General features: G+C 67.1%; 18 protein-coding genes. 4 read left to right on the top strand and 14 right to left on the bottom strand.

Annotation, left to right across the window (positions count from 1 at the left end):
* Window positions 1-115 precede the first annotated feature (115 nt).
* Window positions 116-1,537 (bottom strand): vanillate/3-O-methylgallate O-demethylase, encoded by a 1,422-nt coding sequence (gene ligM / locus NA8_RS14180; RefSeq protein WP_063050854.1) that lies wholly within the window; start codon window positions 1,535-1,537, stop codon window positions 116-118.
* 79 nt (window positions 1,538-1,616) lie between these two features.
* Window positions 1,617-3,044, bottom strand: a complete 1,428-nt coding sequence (locus NA8_RS14175; RefSeq protein ID WP_063050853.1) for an aminomethyltransferase family protein — start codon at window positions 3,042-3,044, stop codon at window positions 1,617-1,619.
* Window positions 3,045-3,240: 196 nt separating this feature from the next.
* Here NA8_RS14175 and NA8_RS35740 point away from each other — a divergent pair, with 196 nt between their 5' ends.
* Entirely contained in the window at window positions 3,241-3,777 is a 537-nt protein-coding gene (locus NA8_RS35740) for a chorismate-binding protein (RefSeq protein ID WP_084466789.1), read from the top strand.
* Here NA8_RS35740 and NA8_RS14170 read toward each other — a convergent pair.
* A complete protein-coding gene (locus NA8_RS14170; protein WP_063050852.1) occupies window positions 3,674-4,552 on the bottom strand; it encodes a fumarylacetoacetate hydrolase family protein in 879 nt (292 codons plus the stop codon). The two genes, NA8_RS35740 and NA8_RS14170, sit on opposite strands and share 104 nt — an antisense overlap.
* A gap of 12 nt (window positions 4,553-4,564) precedes the next feature.
* Window positions 4,565-5,647, bottom strand: a complete 1,083-nt coding sequence (locus NA8_RS14165; protein WP_218019451.1) for a cupin domain-containing protein — start codon at window positions 5,645-5,647, stop codon at window positions 4,565-4,567.
* Window positions 5,648-6,049: 402 nt separating this feature from the next.
* On the opposite strand from NA8_RS14165, the gene NA8_RS14160 reads away from it, so the two are divergent.
* Window positions 6,050-7,954, top strand: a complete 1,905-nt coding sequence (locus tag NA8_RS14160; RefSeq protein ID WP_063050850.1) for a chorismate-binding protein — start codon at window positions 6,050-6,052, stop codon at window positions 7,952-7,954.
* 77 nt (window positions 7,955-8,031) lie between these two features.
* Here NA8_RS14160 and NA8_RS14155 read toward each other — a convergent pair whose 3' ends face one another.
* From NA8_RS14155 to NA8_RS14140, 4 genes are read right to left on the bottom strand one after another with little or no spacing between them, the layout of a single operon-like run.
* Window positions 8,032-8,799, bottom strand: a complete 768-nt coding sequence (locus NA8_RS14155) for an SDR family NAD(P)-dependent oxidoreductase (RefSeq protein ID WP_063050849.1) — start codon at window positions 8,797-8,799, stop codon at window positions 8,032-8,034.
* 28 nt (window positions 8,800-8,827) lie between these two features.
* Window positions 8,828-9,733 carry an amidohydrolase family protein gene (locus NA8_RS14150; RefSeq protein WP_063050848.1) on the bottom strand — a complete coding sequence of 302 codons (906 nt, stop codon included), beginning with the start codon at window positions 9,731-9,733 and terminating at the stop codon, window positions 8,828-8,830.
* On the bottom strand, window positions 9,730-10,509 hold the full coding sequence (locus tag NA8_RS14145; protein ID WP_063050847.1) for a crotonase/enoyl-CoA hydratase family protein: 780 nt from the start codon (window positions 10,507-10,509) through the stop codon (window positions 9,730-9,732). The genes NA8_RS14150 and NA8_RS14145 overlap by 4 nt, the downstream gene beginning before the upstream one ends.
* 45 nt (window positions 10,510-10,554) lie before the next feature.
* On the bottom strand, window positions 10,555-12,702 hold the full coding sequence (locus NA8_RS14140; RefSeq protein WP_169810505.1) for an acetate--CoA ligase family protein: 2,148 nt from the start codon (window positions 12,700-12,702) through the stop codon (window positions 10,555-10,557).
* A 712-nt stretch (window positions 12,703-13,414) separates the two neighbouring features.
* Between NA8_RS14140 and NA8_RS35095 the strand changes: the two genes are divergently transcribed.
* A complete protein-coding gene (locus NA8_RS35095) occupies window positions 13,415-13,918 on the top strand; it encodes a transposase (protein ID WP_369690257.1) in 504 nt (167 codons plus the stop codon).
* Here NA8_RS35095 and NA8_RS35530 read toward each other — a convergent pair.
* From NA8_RS35530 to NA8_RS14120, 4 genes are all read right to left on the bottom strand, one after another.
* A complete protein-coding gene (locus NA8_RS35530; RefSeq protein WP_063050845.1) occupies window positions 13,815-14,030 on the bottom strand; it encodes a 3,4-dihydroxy-2-butanone-4-phosphate synthase in 216 nt (71 codons plus the stop codon). The two genes, NA8_RS35095 and NA8_RS35530, sit on opposite strands and share 104 nt — an antisense overlap.
* Window positions 14,027-14,551, bottom strand: coding sequence for a flavin reductase family protein (locus tag NA8_RS14130; RefSeq protein WP_063050844.1), 525 nt, complete (start codon window positions 14,549-14,551; stop codon window positions 14,027-14,029). The genes NA8_RS35530 and NA8_RS14130 overlap by 4 nt, the downstream gene beginning before the upstream one ends.
* 112 nt (window positions 14,552-14,663) lie before the next feature.
* On the bottom strand, window positions 14,664-15,377 hold the full coding sequence (locus NA8_RS14125) for a GntR family transcriptional regulator (protein WP_063050843.1): 714 nt from the start codon (window positions 15,375-15,377) through the stop codon (window positions 14,664-14,666).
* 49 nt (window positions 15,378-15,426) lie between these two features.
* Window positions 15,427-16,176 (bottom strand): GntR family transcriptional regulator, encoded by a 750-nt coding sequence (locus NA8_RS14120; protein WP_063050842.1) that lies wholly within the window; start codon window positions 16,174-16,176, stop codon window positions 15,427-15,429.
* Window positions 16,177-16,271: 95 nt separating this feature from the next.
* Between NA8_RS14120 and NA8_RS33785 the strand changes: the two genes are divergently transcribed.
* Window positions 16,272-16,421 (top strand): hypothetical protein, encoded by a 150-nt coding sequence (locus NA8_RS33785; protein ID WP_157106694.1) that lies wholly within the window; start codon window positions 16,272-16,274, stop codon window positions 16,419-16,421.
* On the opposite strand, the gene NA8_RS14115 is transcribed toward NA8_RS33785, so the two are convergent.
* Window positions 16,412-17,209 (bottom strand): alpha/beta fold hydrolase, encoded by a 798-nt coding sequence (locus NA8_RS14115; protein WP_063050841.1) that lies wholly within the window; start codon window positions 17,207-17,209, stop codon window positions 16,412-16,414. The genes NA8_RS33785 and NA8_RS14115 overlap by 10 nt on opposite strands.
* A gap of 43 nt (window positions 17,210-17,252) precedes the next feature.
* Window positions 17,253-18,326 (bottom strand): LLM class flavin-dependent oxidoreductase, encoded by a 1,074-nt coding sequence (locus NA8_RS14110; RefSeq protein WP_063050840.1) that lies wholly within the window; start codon window positions 18,324-18,326, stop codon window positions 17,253-17,255.
* Between the last annotated feature and the right edge of the window lie 19 nt (window positions 18,327-18,345).

Here is an 18,345-nt window from a genome sequence, read left to right as displayed (position 1 = left end):
AGCCTCAACAATAAATGTAAGAAGTTACATACATTCTTCGCAGTCCGTGTAAATGGGATAGAGCGGGCCGGCGCGGCGTGGGCCGCTCTTTCGTCGCGCCGGTCCCGGGTCCGAATCAGCGCGCCGGATCGAGCTTCGAGTAGCCGGTCCGCCAACCCGCCTGGTACTCGGCCCGGGCGACCGAGGAGAACGGCGCAGGGCTGACCACGACGCGCACGGTGGTCTGCTCGTGCGGCTCGACGTTGGTCTTTCCGGTGCCGCCGTCGGGCTCGCCCCAGACAAGGGTCAGCTCCGCGCCCTCGGGCACGTCGGCGTCGATCGAGCCCATGGACAGTACTCGGCGCGCGTTGGCGGTGTAGCCGACGTTGTTCAGCGACACCCCGACCTGGTTGCCGTCCGCGTCGAGCACGGTGTCGTAGCCCGCGAAACCGTAGTTGGCCAGCGGGAGGTCGAGGTACTTGTACCGCGGACCGTCGACGTCCACGACCGAGCCGAGGATCCGCTTGACGTCCTCGGCGTTCCACTCGAGCGTCACCTTGCGCCGGTGGGTCTGCCCGGCCGCTCGCTCCAGGGCCTCACGGCCGATGAAGTCGTGGTCGAACTTGATGAACGAGCCGTACCCGAGGTCCCACGGGGACAGGTAGTAGTCCTCGATATTGCCGGAGACGAAGCTGCCGGCCAGGGACAGCACCGCCTCGTAGCTCTGCGGCGAGAGCCACTCACGGTAGGCGCGCAGCTCGTCGCCGGTGTAGATCGCGGGCAGCGGCGCCGACACCCAGCCCGACTCCAGGGCGGCAGGGGGGTAGGCGCGGGCGCCGACGGGGACGATGCCGAACTCGGCACCGGCCTCCAGGATGGCCTCGCGGACCGGGATGTACGAGTCGTAGGGGCCCCACAGCTCGAGTCCCGCGGCGCCTGCCATGCCGTGGCGCAGGGTCCGGGCCTTGACCCCGGCCACGGTCAGCCAGTCCTCGTGGAAGAACTTCAGCTTCTCGACCGGTTCACCGTTGATCTTCTCGATCACGTCCCAGGCGCGCGGGCCCTGAATCTGGAATCGCCAGAAGGTGCGGGTGACCTGCTGACCTAGCGGGTTCATCGGCGACCGGCGGTCCACGGTCACGTCGACGTCGTAGCCGCCGGTCTCGGCGTGGAACAGCAGCCAGTCGGCGGCAGCGGAGCGGCCAACGTAGACCAGCTCGTCCTCGGCCTCGCGGTGCATGATTCCGTCGCCGATCACGTGCCCGGCGGGCGTGGCGGGGATGTACTGCTTGGCGACGTTCACCGGGAACTTGACCGAGGTGAAAGCGGTCTCTGCGAACAGCCGGAACGCGTCCTTGCCCCGGACGAAGACCGAGTCCATGTGGTGGGTCTGGTCCATGAGCACGACCGCGTTGCGCCACGCAGTCTGCTCGTTGATCCAGTTGTGGTACTCAGCCGTGACGGCCGGGTAGTTGTACGGCCCGACCTGCGAGTTGCGCAGCAGCCCGACGATGTCGCCGGACTCGGCGAGGATCTCCTGCAGATTCTGAGCAGCCATGATGAAACCTCCTGCGGGGAAGCGACAAGGTTGGTGGAGTGTCCAGGCACCGCCGACCGGGCGGGCCCCTGGACCGGGGTCAAGCAGAGTGCGACGCGCCCAGAGTCGAGCGCTGCATCGCCTGCACCGCGACGGCGTAGGGCGCGGACGCAACGGTGGCGCGCAGTAGCAGCTGGCGGTGCTTCTCGACGCGCGGCTTGCGTGATCCGCCGTCGGACTCACCCCAGAGCAGGGTGACCTCGGTGCCGGGAGTCGCGTGCTCGACGTCGATCATCGCCAACGACAGGAACTTGCGTTCGTTGCCGCTGTAGCCGCAGTAGGTGGACAGTCCGATCGGCGTGCCGTCGGGCGTGCGCACCTCGTCTCGCTGCATGAGGCTGCCGTAGTCGGCGACTGGCAGCTCCAGGTACTTGTACGGGATGTCGTCCTCGAACAGCGAGCGGAAGATGCTGACCACGTCGTCGCTGTTCCAGACCAGCGTGACCTTGACCCGCTTGGGCGTTTTGGCCAGCTCCTCCAGGGCCGCACGGCCGATGAAGTCGTGGTCGAACTTCACGATGTGGCCGTAGCCGAGGTCGAAGGGGGTGGCGTAGTAGTCCTCGATATTCGAGGTCTTGAAGCTGCCGGCGATCTGGAACCGGCCCTCCCACCCATCGGCGGGCAGCCACTCGCGGTAGGCGCGCAGCTCGTCGCCGGTGTAGATCGCGGGCATGGGGTAGGCCAGCCAGCCGCTCTCGTAGAGGGTGCTGAAGTAGGCCTTGGTCCCGCCCTGCAGCAGGCCGTGTCGGGCGCCGGCCTCGAGGATGGCCTGCCGGACCCGCTCGCCTTCCGCGTACACTCCGGACAGCTCAACGCCCTTGTGGCCGGCCATCCCATGGCGCAGGGCCAGCACCTCGACGCCGGCGATCTTCACCGTGGCCACGCGGAAGAACTTGATCTCCGGGGCGCCGCCCTCGACGACCTCGTCGAAGATCGCACTCGCGTTCGGGCCGTCGAGCTGGAAGCGGAACTTCGTGCGCTTCCCGGTCGGGTTGTCCGACGTGTTGTTGTCGCGCTCAAGCGTGACGTCCCACTCCCCCGCCTGCGCCTGATATTCGATCCAGTTCAGTAATGGAGTGCCGCTGACCAGCTCGAAGGTCTCCTGGCCGAGGTCGTAGAGGATGCAGTCGCCGATCACCTGCCCGCGCGGGTTGACACCGATGATCTGCTTCGCGCGGGTGGTGTCGAGGTTGGCCAGGCTGTTGACCGCGATCGTGCTGAGGAACCGGCGCGCGTCCGGCCCCTTCACGAACAGCTCGGGCATGTGGTGGGACTGGTCGAACAGGACTGCGGTCTCCCGCCACGAGCGCTGCTCGTCGCGCCAGTTCGTGAACTCGACCGGGACCGGTGACAGGTCGGCTCGCGTGCGGCTGTGCGCACCCGGGGCGTCGTTGTACATGTAGTCGACCAGATCGGGCTTGGTGTCGATCAGATCCTGGAGCGAGGTAGCCGTGGCGTCAGTGCCCATGGTGGCAAGTTCCTCTCGGTGTCATGAGGTCACGAACGTGGTCGGTTCCCCGGGAATCCGGTGCCACCTGGGGCGCACCGCTTCGCGACGGTCCGGTTCGGAAGCAGCGCCGCAGGAGCCGGGCGCTTTCGGCCCAGCCCCACTGCACGACGCCGGTCATATTTGAACCTTCACTGCCTGCAGAAGTCACTTACGTATGTCTCGACATACATTCTCATGTGATGGTGGACGTGTCAAGACTTGCGGATCCACAACCCCCGTCGACGGGCGCGTCACCGCTGCGCGAACACCCCACACCGCCCAGGGGAACCGGTCGTGGGTGGCCCGTCGGCGCGGTTCGACGGCCTTTCGCGCGCGTTTCTCGGTCGCGATCCGGACCGCTGTGGTCGATCGGCGGACGGGGGCGTCGGTGTACGGCTCCGGTGGCGGCATCACCTGGGACTCCCGGGCCGATTCCGAACGCCGCGAGTTGCTGATCAAGGCGCAGGTACTGGCCGGTGTGCCCGTTCGCCCGGACGCGGTCGACACCCCCGCGCTCCGCACATCCACAACGCGAAGACAAGCAGACGGCCGGGTAGCCGCAATTCCTACCCGGCCGTCGTCGAGAGTCGGTTCGGTGGCGCCCTCGCTCAGCCGGACGTGCTCGCCGACCTCACGGCGAGCCCGGGGCGCTGGCCGTAGGGACGCGCTGACGCACCGGTCACCCCCACCGCGAGCGTGCCGATGCCGCTGATCTCGACCTCGACGCTGTCGCCGTCATGCACCTGTCCGACACCCGCCGGGGTGCCGGTGAGGATGACGTCTCCCGGCCACAGTGTCATCACCGAGCTGGAATAGGCGACGAGTTCGGCAACGCCGAAGATCAGGTCAGCGGTTGACGTGCGCTGGCGTACGGTCCCGTTGACCCGTGTCTCCAGCTGAAGGGAGCCCGGGTCTCCGAGCTCGTCGCCGGTCACCACCACCGGTCCGAGCGGAGTGAAGGTGTCGAACGACTTGCGGGTGGAGCGGTCTTCGGACGAGCGGACGGTCATGTCCAGACCGCAGGTGTAGCCGAAGACGTGCTCGAGCGCCCGCTCGGCGGGCACGTCCTTGGCCGTTCGACCGATCACGAGAGCGAGCTCACCCTCCTGGTCGATTCGCTTGTCACCGTAGGGCAGGCGGACCTGCTCGCCCGGACCGATGACCGACGAGCTCGCCTTGAGGAAGACGCCGAGGTCGGCGATGGAGTGGGTCTCGGACATCTCGGCCTTGTGGTCGAGGTAGTTGACCGGGGCACCGATGATCTTCGGGGGCCGGGGAAACGGTGCGGCGACCGTGATCTCGACGAAGGCCTGTCGAGGCAGCCCTTCGAGCTGCTCGGGCCTCCACCCGGTCGCGGCGCCGGACTCGATGAGTTGGTGCAGCGGGCCTGCCGGGCCGATGGGTCCCGGGACGAGGGCGGTCACGTCGACCACGTCGTCGCCCTGCACCAGGCCGAGGCAGTTCCCGGCGAACACTACGAAACGCACGCAGCACTCCTCTCAGGCTGGTCCGGCATCGTCGGGCAGTTCCTCGCGGAAGAAGCCCAGTGCGCGCAGGACCGGCTCGTTGGTGAAGCTGAACAGGTAGGCGTCCTCGGTGTCGCTGGCGTTGCGGAGTTCGAAGCGCTGCCACGGCGGGACGGCGAAGACGTCTTTGTCGGTCCAGTCGAGCTGCGTCCCCCCGACCTGGGCGACACCCGACCCCTGCACGACGTGGTAGATCGCGCTCGAGGTGCGCCGGACCGCGACGCCCCGGAACCCGGGTCGCAGCCTGCTGACCCGGCACCCCATGGTGGGCAGCACCGGGCCGCCGGTGATCGGGTTCTTGTACTCCAGCAGCACCCCTTCGGCGGCGCTGCCCTCGGCGTCGTCGCCGATGGCGTCGAACGCCCGCCTGGTCTCCGCCCACGGGTAGTTGCCGACCGGAGAGGCATCGGTGTGTGCCACCTCCCAGGCCGGCGAGAGCTGGCCGTGGATGAACTGGCGGGAGGACAGGTCGTCGGGCACTGAGCTCTTCTGCGAGCGGTCGCCGTAGAGTTCGAAGAAGTTGACGTCCAGGCAGTTGGTCGTCAGCGGGTAGTCCAGCGCGTCGAGCCACACCATGGGCCCGTCGCCCTCGTGGTAGTGGTCGTGCCAGTGCCAGTTCGGCGTGAGCAGGAGGTCACCGGGGTGCATGTGCACCCGCTCCCCGTTGACCGTGGTGTAGGCCCCGTAGCCCTCGATGACGTACCGGAAGGCGTTCGAGGTGTGCCGGTGTGCCTGCGCGGTCTCGCCGGGACCGATGATCTGCAGGCCCGCGTAGAGAGTGGTCGTCGTGGCGGGCGGCTCCTGCAGGCCGGGGTTGATCAGCATCAGCACCCGGCGCTCGGCCTCCTCGAGCGAGAGTTCGTCGAGGAACCGGAGCAGATAGGGCCGCAGCGCGGCGTATCTCCACAGATACGGCACGGCCTGCGGCTCGGGTTCTTTGGGCAGCACGTTGCCGTAGTAGCGCCACAACGGCGCCGTCCCGAGTTGCTCGATCGCGGCATAAGGGTCCTCGACGGTGCCGCCGGCACCGGCAGGGACGTCCTGCTGAGTCGTCACCCGCATCTCCTTTCTCTGCACTATGTCAGTATGCACATAAATACTCCCGGGTGTGACGTACGCCAATGGCACAGGACGCGCCTCCCGGGGGGTCGTAGCCGGGCAGTGACGCCCGACTGGGAAATATGTAATCATATTCATACAGACTGAGCCAAGGGGTGTTACGAGGCGTGCGCAGCGCGGCCCTTTCGACGACATCACCCCCAGCCGAGAGGAGGACTCAGGGTGAGTGAGGTTCGTCGATCGCCTCGCCCTCATGCGGCGACCAGGGTCGCCCTCGACCGCGCTCTCACGCCCACCGAGCTGATCAGGGCCCTCCGCGACCGAGCGGGCCTGGTCGCACTCATCGGTGATGGCTGGGGCCATGGTGCAGCCCTGGTCGCCTTTGAACCGAGTCGCCGAGTGGCGTCGGCCGGCGACGCGTTCGCCGTCCTCGACGCCCCCACCTACGACGAGGTCGGCGACTGCTTCGCCGGCGGATGGATCGGCTACTGGGGCTATGAGTTACTTCATGACCTCGAGGACGTCGAGCAGGGACAGGGCACGACCCCGCCGGGCCCCACGCATGTGATCGGGTACTACGACCGCGCGCTGCGGCTCCGGGAGGGGCGATGGTGGGCTGAGGGCGGCTGCGGCGAGTTCGAACTGCGCAACTGGGCCGACAGCGTCGTCGACCTGATCAAGGCCCGCACGGAGCGCCTACGTATCGGCACGCCGTACCTGCTGACTCCCTTCGTCCCGGAGCGCTCGGGACGTGCGCACCAGGGTGCAGTGAGACAGGTCCTCGAGCATCTTCGGCGTGGCGACGCGTTCCAGGTCAACCTGACCACCGCACTGCGGGCGAGCTTCCGCGGCCATCCAGCCGAACTGTTCTGTGCAGGCGTGGATCGGCTGGCGCCCCTCTTCGCGGCCTACGTCGCCTGGCCGGGTGGAGCGGTGGTCAGCTTCTCCCCCGAGCTCTTCCTCCGGCGACGCAGCCGGCGGCTTCTGACCTCGCCGATCAAGGGAACCGCGTGTCGCGATCCCGACCCGGGCGTCGATCAGCGTCTCGCCGAGAGTCTGGCGCGGTCGGGGAAGGACCGTGCCGAGAACCTGATGATCGTCGACCTGATGCGCAACGATCTCGCCCGAGTGTGTGTGCCGGGGACTGTGGTAGCCGCCGAGCCGCGTCCGGAGCCGTACGCGGTCTGGCATCTTGTCTCTGACGTCGAAGGCGAACTGCGATCCGATGTCACCGACGGTGACCTGCTGCGTGCGACCTTCCCGCCCGGATCGGTGACCGGTGCACCCAAGGTCCGAGCGCTCCAGCTCATCTCAGAGCTCGAGGCTAGCCGGCGCGCCGCCTACACCGGCGCGATCGGAGGTCTCCTGCACGGGATTGGGCTGGAGTTGAACGTCGCCATTCGCACCTTCGAGATTGACAGCACCGCGAAGCGGATCTCCTTGGGGGTCGGCGGCGGGATCGTCATCGACTCCGACCCGGCCGCGGAGTGGGCTGAGTGCCTCACCAAGGCCGGGCCGCTGTTGGCCGCAGTGGGCGGTGCCCTGAAGGGTGGCATGGACGAGGCGGAGTCCTCGGCGTACCTCGGCTCGATCGTCGACCAGATGGATGACGGCGGTGCGCAGCGGCCTGCCACCCCGGGCGGGCTCGCGATCGTGTCGGGGTGGACGCGAGACCGCAATCGCTCGAGGACCACCGACCTGTCGAAACCGTCCGCGGTGGGGCCCGCTCGTGTCCTCGTCGTCGACAACTATGACTCGTTCGTCTACAACCTGGTGGACTACCTACAGCGCCTGGGCGCCGCGTGCGAGGTCATCCGAAACGACGCGCCCGAACTGGACGACCCGATCCGTCTGCGAAAAGAGCTCGGGCTCAGCCACGTACTGCTCTCGCCAGGCCCCGGCAGTCCGGAGCAGGCCGGTGCGTGCATCGACCTGGTGCGGGGTCTCGGCCCGTCCACGCCGATCCTGGGTGTCTGCCTTGGCCACCAGGCCATCGTGGAGGCCTATGGCGGTGAGGTCGTCCAGGCTCCCGAGGTCGTGCATGGCAAGGGGTCCGCGGTGTACCACGATGGCGCGGGGCTCTGGGCCGGGCTGCCGAGCCCGGTCATGTTGGGCAGGTACCACTCCCTCGTCGCCGACCCCCACACTCTGCCCGACGAGCTCGCGGTCACCGCTCGCACGAGCAGCGGACTCGTCATGGGAGTGCGACACAAAACCCACCCCGTCATGGGCGTGCAGGCACACCCGGAGTCGGTCCTCAGCGCCTACGGCTTACCGTTGCTGGCGAACTTCCTTGCTACCTAGGCGAGTCGAGGCGATGGGCCGAAGAACGGTTGCAAGCGCGCGGCCCCGTGTCGCCGGGCGCCCGTCACCGATGCGGATCACTTCGCGGTCATCCGGATCGCGCCATCGAGCCGAATGGTCTCTCCGTTCAGGAATGGGTTGGTGACGATGTGCTCGACGAGCGCGGCGTACTCGTCGGGCCGGCCGAAGCGCTTCGGGTGCGGGATCTGCGCGCCGAGCGCTGCGCGTGAGGGCTCGTCCATGCTGCCGAGCAGGGGGGTGTCGAAGATACCCGGGGCGATGGTCATGACACGGATCCCGGTGACGGCGAGGTCACGTGCTAGCGGCAGGGTCATGGCGGCGATGCCGCCCTTGGATGCGGAGTAGGCCGCTTGCCCCACCTGACCGTCGTAGGCGGCCACGCTCGCCGTGTTGACGATGACCCCCCGCTCGCCGTCAATGGGCTCGAGGGTGGCCATCTCCGCCGCGGCCAGTCTCACCGTGTTGAAGCTGCCGAAGAGGTTGAGCTCGACCACGCGACGGAACGCCTCCATCGGGAGAGGTGATCCGTCCCGCTTGACGGTGCGGCCCGCTGCCCCCCCGCCGGCGCAGTTGACCAGGACACGAACGGCACCCAGCTCGCGGGCACGCGCCACCGCGGCAGCGACATCCGCCTCGTCGGTCACCGAGCCTGGCGAGAAGACGGCCCTGTTACCGAGCTCCGCGGCGACCGCGGCCCCGGTCGATTCGGGCAGGTCCAGCAGCACGACCGCGGCACCTGCCGCGTGGAGTCGGGCCGCGGTGGCGCGTCCGAGTCCGGAGGCTGCTCCAGTGACGATGGCAACAGCCTGGTCGTTCAGGTCCATGTGAGTTCTCCTCTGTACAAGCAAGCCGTCATGGGGTGAGCCTCAAGAGCTTCACGGCGTTGTCCTTGAGCACCTTGGGTCGCACGGAGTCCTTGATGTCGAGTGCGGCGAAGTCGGACAGCCAGCGGTCGGGGGTGATGGCCGGGTGGTCAGACCCGAACAGGACCTTGTCCTGGAGCAGGCTGTTGGCATAGCGCACCAGGTTCGGAGGGAAGTACTTCGGCGACCAACCGGACAGATCGATGTAGACGTTCGGCTTGTGCGTCGCCACAGCCAGTGCCTCGTCCTGCCACGGGAACGACGGATGCGCCATCACAATCGACAAGTCAGGGAAGTCGATGGCGACACGGTCCAGCAGCATCGGATTGGACAGGGCCAGGCTCACTCCGCCGCCTCCTCGCATGCCTGCCCCGATGCCGGTCTGCCCGGTGTGGAAGGTTGCCACCAGGCCGAGTTCCTCGGCCGCCTCCAGGAGCGGGTAGGCACTGCGGTCATCGGGCGCGAAGTTCTGCAGGCTGGGGTGGAACTTCAACCCTTTCACGCCGTGGTCCGTGGCGAGTCGACGCAGATGAGCCGCGCCGCGGCGGCCTTTGGCTGGGTCGATGCTGGCGAACGGGATCAAGACGTCGCCATTGCGTGCGGCACCCTCGGCGATCTCCTCGTTCGACAGCGCCGGGTAGCCGGTGAATGCTTCGATGTCGACGCTGAAGACAACAGCGGCAAGCCTGCGTTCGCGGTAGTAGGCGGCGAGATCGTCGATCCCGGGCGGCGCGTCACTGGTCCCGAAGTAGTGCGCCATCGCGGCGTTGAAAGAACCCGGTAGGGACAGCCGCCCAGACTCGTCGACCTCCACGTGGACGTGAACATCGATGGCGTCGGCGTCGACGGGGCTTCTCAGGGGCGCTGCGGGGGCGTCGGCGTCGGGGTCGTTCATGAGTCGCAGTTTCGGTTGAGGAAGGCGTCGATCCCCTGCTGTGCGTCGGCCGAGGTGAGCGTGAGGGCGGCTGAGACGGCTTCGGTGTACAGCGCGCTCTCTGCCGGCATGTCGTCGATGGCGGCGATCGCGTTGAGGATGAGGTAGTTCGAGATCGGTGCGTTCTGAGCCACCACACGCGCCAGCTCCATCGCCTTGGCGAAGGCGCCGCCGGGCTCGGCGAGGTAGTGGATGATGCCGAGGGAGATTCCTTCCTCGGCGGTGTAGCGGCGCCCGGTGAGCATCATTTCGACCATCCGGCCCGCCCCGATGAGCCGGCGCACGCGCAGGGTTCCGCCACCGCCGACGAAGATGCCTCGTCGGCTCTCGGGGAGCTGGAAGAAGCAGTCTGGCTCACCCACTCGGATGTGGGTGGCACACGCCAGCTCGAGCCCTCCGCCGATGACGGCTCCGTGCATAGCGGTGATGACGGGCAATCCGCAGAACTCGATGGATTTGAAGGTGTCGTGGTGCCGGCGTGAGGACAGCACGCTGGGGAACGGGGCTTGGACCTTGTGCTCACCAAGATCGAGGCCGGCGCAGAAGTGGTCGCCTTTCGCGGTGATGACCACGGCCTTGGCGTTCTCCGGTAGATCGGCGAAGACTTCGCGCAGGCGCTCGAGCACCGCCAAGGAGAACGCGTTTCGCTTCTCGGGGCGGTTGAGGGCGACGACGAAGATGTTCTCGTCCAGGTAGGTCAGCACCGTCTCCTCGGGTGCGTTGGCCTCGGTAGTCATGCTTTCCTCTCCAGCCCGACGCGGGCAGGTAGCTCTCAGTCGGGGTCAGTGATCCGCAGAGACGACGAGAGCGTCGAGCGCGACGGCTCCCGAGGCAGTCGCCACGACCGGGTTCAAGTCGATCTCGGTGATCTCAGGATGCTCGCTCACCAGGTTGCTGACCGCGCGCACGACCCGCACGATAGCCGTCAGATCCACTGGATCGGCGCCGCGTGCTCCCTGCAACAGCGCGGCCCCGCGCAGACTGGTCAGAGCCGTCAAGATGGCGGTGTCGGTGGCTCCAGGAACCAACAGCCGGACGTCGGCCAGCGTCTCGGTCCAGATTCCACCCAGGCCGAGCAGTACCACAGGTCCCCAGTCGGGATCTCGTCGCGCGCCGATGACGAGCTCGACTCCGGGTTGCGCCATCGTCTCAATGAGGTAGCCATCCAGTTCCAGCCCGGGCGCGTACTTGCTGACCCGCTGCTGCATCTCCTCGAACCTGGCGTGGAGCGAGGTTTCGTCGGGGATCCCGACCGCCACGGCGCCGGCCTCTGTCTTGTGGGCCAGGTTGCTCGACTGCGCCTTGAGCACGACTGGCCAGCCGAGCTTCGAGGCGAGTTCGACGGCCTCCTCGGCACTGTCGACAAGATCCCCGGCCGGGACGTCGACTCCGTACTCGCGCAGGAGCTTCTTGCCTTGCCACTCGGCGAGACTCCCGGCAGGCAGGGGTGAGGCAGCCCCGTCCGCCTGACGGGTGGAGGAGTTGGTCGCGGCCCAGGACCGGCCGACGTTGGTGAGTGCGGCGAGAGCCCGGATCGCTCGCTCGGGTGAGCGCATGAGGACGGCGCCTTCCTCGATGGCGAGCCGCTCGAAGTCGGGCCAGAAGTCGTGGTCCTCGCACTGGATCACGAACACGGCGGGCTTCTCGCCGTGAACGGCTGTCTTCACGAAGCCCTCCATGAGCCGTCGCGCCAGGACCGGGTTGACCAGTGGAATGCTCACCAGCAGGCTGCCGAAGGCGTCCTCGGCCGAAAAGACCTCCAGGCCGAGGTCGAGCAGCTCGGGCTTGACCGCGAGCAACGTGCCGAGGTCCAGCGGGTTGCGGGAGGGCAGGAACGGGGGGAGGTTGTCTTTGAGTGTCTCGACGCCAGCCTCCGACAGCGCTGGCATGGCGAGGCCATGGTCGGCGGAGTAGTCCTGGGCGATCCCGCACACTGCGCCAGACGAGGTGATGACGCCGATTCCTCCGACCGGTGCCTGCGGGTATCTCAGGAGCAGCTGGCTCACGTCAAGGAGCTCCTCGAGGCTCTCGACCACGGCTACCCCGGCGGCCGTCATGACGGTCTTGATGACCTCGTAGTCACCGGCGAGCGCGCCGGTGTGCGACTGAGTCGTCTCCTTGGAGGCAGCGCTGCGGCCCGAGTGCATCAGCGTGACGTGCTTGCCGGCGGCGCGGGCACGCGTCACCGCCGCGAGGAACGCTGCCGGGTCACGCACCTGCTCGGCGTAGATCGCAACACCGCCGGTGTGGGGGTCGGCGGCGAAGAAGTCGACCATGTGGGAGAGACCGAGGTCGGCCTCGTTACCGGTCGTCACGGTGTAGGAGACGGGGACGCCGCGCTCGAGGAGCGACCCGGCGACGTGCGCGCCGATCGAGCCGCTCTGCGTGACGACACCGAGGCCTGGACCTAGGTCACGGCGCATCGGCGGCAGCTCTCCCATGTCCACGAGAGACACGTGGAAACTGTCGACGTAGTTGAAGTAGCCGACAGTGTTCGGGCCGACGAGCCGGAGCGCGTGCTCTCGTGCATACTCGGCGATCTCGCCCTGGAGCTGGCTTCCTTGTTCCCCCATCTCAGCGAAGCCGGAGGCGAACACGACCGCGCCGCCCATCTGTTTGCCGGCGATCTGTTCCAGGGTGGGGAGTACCGCCTCGGCCGGTAGCGACAGGACCGCGAGGTCGATGCCGTCCGGTAGATCCTCGATGGATGTGAGGATGCGCCGTTCGCCGAGGATCCCCGGGGTGCGCCCGACGAGGTGGATCGTTCCCTGGTAGCCGTTCCGCTCCAGGTTGGCGATGATCGGCCCCGTCACCGACCCAGGCTTCGCGGACGCACCGATGACTGCCACCGACTGGGGGTTCAGGACTCGTCGAACCGACGAGTCGTCGGTCGGCGCGCCCGTTCGGGACGCGCGGTTATAGGTGTTCATCGGTTCCTCCAATTTCGCTCTGTTCTCGAAGGTGCGGGTGGTCGTCATTCGCCGACTTCCCACTGCCCGTCGACGAACTGCTGGACCTTCGTCGTGCTGACCGGAGGCAGGGTGGGGTCGGTCCCATCGACGCTCACGCCGGGAAGCAGCAGCGCCACGTCCTCATCCTGAAGCCCGCGGATCGAGCAATCCCTTCCTGGTGAGCTCGTCAATCCCCTCCAGGGAGCGTACGAGCGTGTCGCCGGTCGCATAGCCCCAGACGGCGTTGGGACGGTCGGGTCGACGTCCGGACAGGTCGCCTCCATCCGCTTCGTGTACAGCTCGACGGTCGCATCGTCGGCCCAGGTGGGGGTTCTCTGGGCGCTTGGAAAAGCCAGTCGTGTAGAGCGGCAAGCACCACAAAGGTATGAAGGAACATACATACAGGCACGTCGAGCGTCAATGGGCAGAGACTCGGCCGGTCTAGAGCGCTCGCGTCGACGACGGGCATCCAAGAACCAGTCCATGCTCGTGGCGTCCTGGTGCTCGCCCTGCCAGACCAGCTCGCCGAGTGCCCCGTTCGTCTGGTCGAGACCAATAGGTGTACATGGTGTCCAGCCCGTTTGTCATAAGTAGTTCGGGTTGAGGAAGAGGTGTTGTCTGCGTGGGGGCGTGGGTGACCGGGTGAGGTGAGGTCTCCGGTAGATGATTCAGCTGACGAAGAAGAACCTGAATACCGGAGACCAGCGTATCGGCGGCCAGGCGAGCGGATCTGAGCGACGACCAGTGGGCGCGGCTCGAGCCGCTGCTGCCTCGTGGCAAGAAGGCGGGCCGCCTGCCGAAATGGACGAAACGACAGCTCATCGACGGGATCCGATGGCCGACCCCGTGCTGGACACTGTGGCGGGACGTGCCCGAATACTACGGGCATTGGCGGACGGTATACGGGCTGTTCCGCCGCTGGCAGCGCGCGGGGCGCGACTCGACGAACCGCCAACGCCACATTCCACGATCGCCCGCGCGTTCCAGGGACCAACAGTCCCGGGCGTCAGCGGCCACCCGCGATGTTCCGTTCGACCACCACGTTGACTCGGGCATGCTTCTCCTCGGGTGTCACGGCACCGACGGTGCGGCTATATCGAGCGAACGTGTGTCGTCCAGCGCGTGGTCGAGCCGGTCGATGGGGACCGCAGACGATTCCCGTGGTGTCGCGCCAGGAAGGCCATCTCGGCGGTGACGAGGTCGCCCTCGTTCTCACGATCCGCGTCGTCGGTCACGACGATCATCCCGCCGGCGGCGAGTGCGCTGACCGCAGTACGGACGGCTTCGGCCTGGACCGCAGCCGTCATGCGGTCGCCTCTTCCAGCGCCGCGTGGGTGCCGAATTCGCGCGAGTGATAAGTCAGCGGTTGCCCACCGGTGGGCTCCACAAACCGGACGTGCCCGAGGAGGACGACGTGGTCGCCGCCGGCCACGGCCTCGGCCACGTCACAGGCGAGGAAGCCGCAAGTCCCGGGCAGCCGCGGCACGCCGGCCTTGAGGTCCCAGGCCACGTTCACGAACTTGGTTTCGCCCTTGCGTGCGAAGTTCACCGCGAGGGCCGACTGGCCGCTGCTCAGGACATTGAGCCCGAAGGCGCCGGTTTCCCGGATGAGCGTCAACAGTGCGGAGTGGCGGTCGAGGGAGACGAGCACCATCGGAGGGTTTATCGACAGCGAGGCGAACGCGCTTACCGTCGTGCCGTGCGGGCGGCCGCCCGCGATCGTGGTGACCACCGAGACCGGCGTGCACACGGCTGCCATCACGTGGCGGAAGCTGGTCAGCAGATTCTGCTGTGCCGGAACTCCGAGCGGAGCGACTTCGTTGTTCATGACTACCTCCCCTGTGAAATATCTCAAATGAATAGTGAAATGTCAACGGCAGACGGATCGGTGCTCATCTGCGGCGATGACGCTTATGTCAGCGTCCGGTGCTTGATGGATATCAGGCGCGCGGCGGAGTGATCTCACTGGCCGCGACCGAGGGCCACCGGCTGAAGATCCGGAGTGCGTAACCGTGCACATCGGCGATCGCGTCGCGGACGGTCGCTGCCAGCGCCTCGCCGTCGCGACGCTCGAGCAGTCCCACCCATTCCTCGTCGACGCCGAAATCCGGCGTCGGGGTGTGGCCCCGCGTCAGGAGAACCCAGATGCGCCCCAGGTCGTTCTGCAGGCGGCGGAAGATGGTGATGAGGTAGTCGTTCTGGGTGGCGAGGGCGAGGGTGGTGAACGCTTCGTCGTCGAGCGCGAACATGCGGGACTGCGTACCGTCCACGCGGGGCTTCGAGGTCTTGTCCGGCTTCGCGATCTCCCGGAACGTGCCGACGAGCTGTTTGTGCTGGTCGGCGCTCGCGTCGCGAAGGCCGAGACGAGCGATCTCGGGCCCGATGATGCCCCACAGCGTGAACACATCGTCGACGGACTTCAGCGTCAGCGGCGTGACCTGATAGCCCTTGCGGGGAAGCGTGCGCACCAGTCCCTCATGATCGAGCCTGGTCAGCGCATCGCGAACCGGGGAAATCCCGAACCCTGTATCCTCGGCGAGCGAGCGTTCGGTGAGACGTTGTCCAGGCGCCAGCCGACAGGACACGATATCCGACCGCAGTTGCCGGTATGCGGCCTCGCCGAGAGACCGGGGTTCGACAGAGGTGACCGACACTAATGCTCACCTTTCCACGCTCGTTCTGTTTTGTGATATGCCAGCGTGCTCAGCGTAGCGTGTCGTGTACCGCTATGCGCATTTGGTGATCGAGCCGACACCCGTCCACATGGGTGGAAATCATCCCGGGTGCCGGGACGGACCGGCGAACCTGTGCGTGGCACGCTTCGATGAATTCCCGTACGGTTTCCGCGGCCCGGTCCGGGGCACCGCGGTCGAGCTCCGGGCGGGAACCGAGGTAGGCCGCGCGAAGCGAGTCCAGGCCGGCGTCGGTCAACAGCACGGACCACATGAGTGCGAAGTCGCCCATGAGACTCCGGTAGGCCTCGAGAAGCGGGGCGTTGGTGGCGGCCACGGCGAGCAGGTCGAACAGCGCATCCCCGATCTCGGGGAGGCGGGCAATTTTCCGGTGAGTGGGATCCCCCGCGACTACACTGTCCGCCTCGGAGACGAGCTGAGCTATCCGGTCGGCCTGGCTGTCTGTGGCCGCTCTCAGCCCAGCCCTGGCGATCTCCGGCCCGATCAGCTGCCAAGTCAGGAAGAAGTCGTCGAACGACTTCCGCGTGACCGGGTTGATCTGGTAGCCGCCGAGTGCCGTGCGGCGGACCAAACCGTCACGCGCCAGCCGTGAGAGGGCCGCTCCGACTGGAGGCAGCCCGATTCCCAGCCGGAGCGCTAGTTGCCGCGCGGTCACCATCTGCCCAGGGCGAAGCGCACCGCCGCGGACCTGCTCTCGCAGCAGGCGATACGCAATCCCGGCCAACGACGGCTCCGGCGCCGGCGGGTGCAATTGCGTCATGGCCCAGCCTCTCTGCCGACCGACGCCCGGGCGCGACGATCTCTCTTACCTGCGCCCGGGCTGCTTTTTTGCCATACTAGGGCAAGCAGACTGACATGTCATTCGATCTGAGGCGGGTCTCAGGTTCGCGCCAGCCGGCAGCATGGCGCGGGCGCGTCAATGGCCCGCTGCCGGAAACCCGAAATGAGGAGAAGAACCGCATTCAGTTTCCCTTCGGATCGTGGACCGTGGACGGTTACGCGTGAGCCGTTGCGGCGATGAATTCCTCGACCAATGCCACGAAGGCCTCGGGCACGGTGTTCTGCAGGTCGTGGCCGCCCTCGGGCACGAAATGGAACTGGGCGTGCGGCAGTTGCTCGCGGAAGCGTGTTTCCTGGCTGGGGCGGAGAAACTCGTCCTTGTCGCCGAGTAGCGCCAATACCGGGATCTTGCGGTCGGCGATGGTGGCGATCGCCGAGGTGGGCTGCAAATCGTAATCGACCCACCGGAACATCCGGAAGCGGTTTGCCATCTGTCGGGCGATGTACTCCTTCGTGGCCCAGGGCTTGCGGGGGTCGGGATCCGGCATCGGATACTCGACCTCGTCTGACGCAGTGTCGGAGCTCGGCGGCTCGCGAAGGTCCTCCGGCGGCAGGATCGGCGTCATCGACCCTTCCAGGATCACGCCCCGCACCCGCTCGGGCAGCAGCGAGGCCACGTACTGCGCGTTGGCGCCGCCCGCCGACGTTCCGAGCAGGTGGAAGGAACCGGCGACGAGGGTGCTGATGGCTTCGACGAGCAGCGGTCCCAGATCGCTCTGGTGGTAGCGGGTGGTGACGTCGTCGCGCTCGCCCCAGCCCGGCGGGTTAATCTCGATCACGCGGTGCCGCTGCGCCAGCATGTCCTTGGCGATCGACATTTCCAGTCCGGCCGAGCCGGGCAGGGACACGATCGTGGTGATCGGCTCGGCCGGCCCGGCTTCGGCGTAGTCGAGCGTGTACTGCCCGGCGACGACAGTTCCTCGGTGGAAGGGTGTTCCGGGGGCCTTCGACATGGGTGTCTCCATAATGCGCTACGAATCGGGGTTGGTGACAGGACTACGCGGGCACCGGGGCGAACCGCTGGACCTGCGGGAGGACGTGCTGGCCAAACAGTCGCAGCTGGGCGAGCGTTTCCTCGTGGGTGAGGTAGCCCATGTTGAAGCTGAGGTCGATAATGCCGACACCGGTCTTGGCCTGGAACTCGCGAAGCTCCTCCACCAGGCTGCCGGGTGTGCCGGTGAACTGCAGAAAACCGAACCCGAACGCCTTCATGTCCTCGACCGAGGTGCTGTCGGTGGACGGCGTAGACGGTGGCTTCGCGGCGTCTGCGAGTGTCGGGCCGGCAATGCGCGCGGCGAGGTCGGCGGCATGGTCCTCGCTCTCCCCGATCACCGCGAAGCAGCGGAACAGCTGCTGGTCGGGAGTCGGCTGCCAGCCATGCTGATCGCAGAGCTCGCGATAGCGAGCCATGTTCCTGGCCACCGCCCCTGGCCCGAAAAAGGACATGGCGGCGCCGAAACGGTGCTCGGCGATGAAGGCCGTCGACTCCTCGCTGTTGGCCGAGCCGTACAGCGGCGGGTGGGGCACCTGGGTCGGGCCAGGCCAGACGGAGACGATCGGGAAGTCGTAGTACTGGCCTTTCCAGGCAAACGGCTCGGGTTCGGTCAGTGCCTTCTTGATGAGGAGCATGGCCTCTTCGGTGCGGCCCCTGGTCTCCTCGGTGGGCACGTTGTAGAACGCGAACTCGTTAGGCGTGCCGCGCAACAGCAATGCGATGAGCCGGCCGCGCGTCAGCTGGTCCAGCATCGCGATCTCTTCGGCCACCAGCACCGGGTTTTGCATCGAGACCAGCGGTCCGAGAAGAGCGAGCTTGCCACGCGTGACCACGTTGCTCAGCGCCCCGGCGAGCACCGCCGGGTTGGGGTTGCACATGCCGGCCTGGTAGTGGTGCTCGGAGACGCTGACGAAGTCGAACCCGAGCGAGTCGGCGACGGCCGATTGCTCCAGCGCCCACGCGATAGCTTGCTTGCCCGACTCCGGATCCCAGAGCCCGCGGGGCGTCGCGGTGAAGCTCTGGTTCAGCGCCTCGGGTGAGTAGTAAGAGTTCATGCACGTGAACGAGACCTTCACAGGATCGTCCTCTCGTCGA

Origin of the sequence: Nocardia arthritidis NBRC 100137, assembly GCF_001612765.1 — a bacterium.
Classification (GTDB): domain Bacteria; phylum Actinomycetota; class Actinomycetes; order Mycobacteriales; family Mycobacteriaceae; genus Nocardia; species Nocardia arthritidis.
The sequence above is the reverse complement of the archived record's forward strand: the minus strand, read 5'-3'. Positions and strand labels throughout refer to the sequence as shown.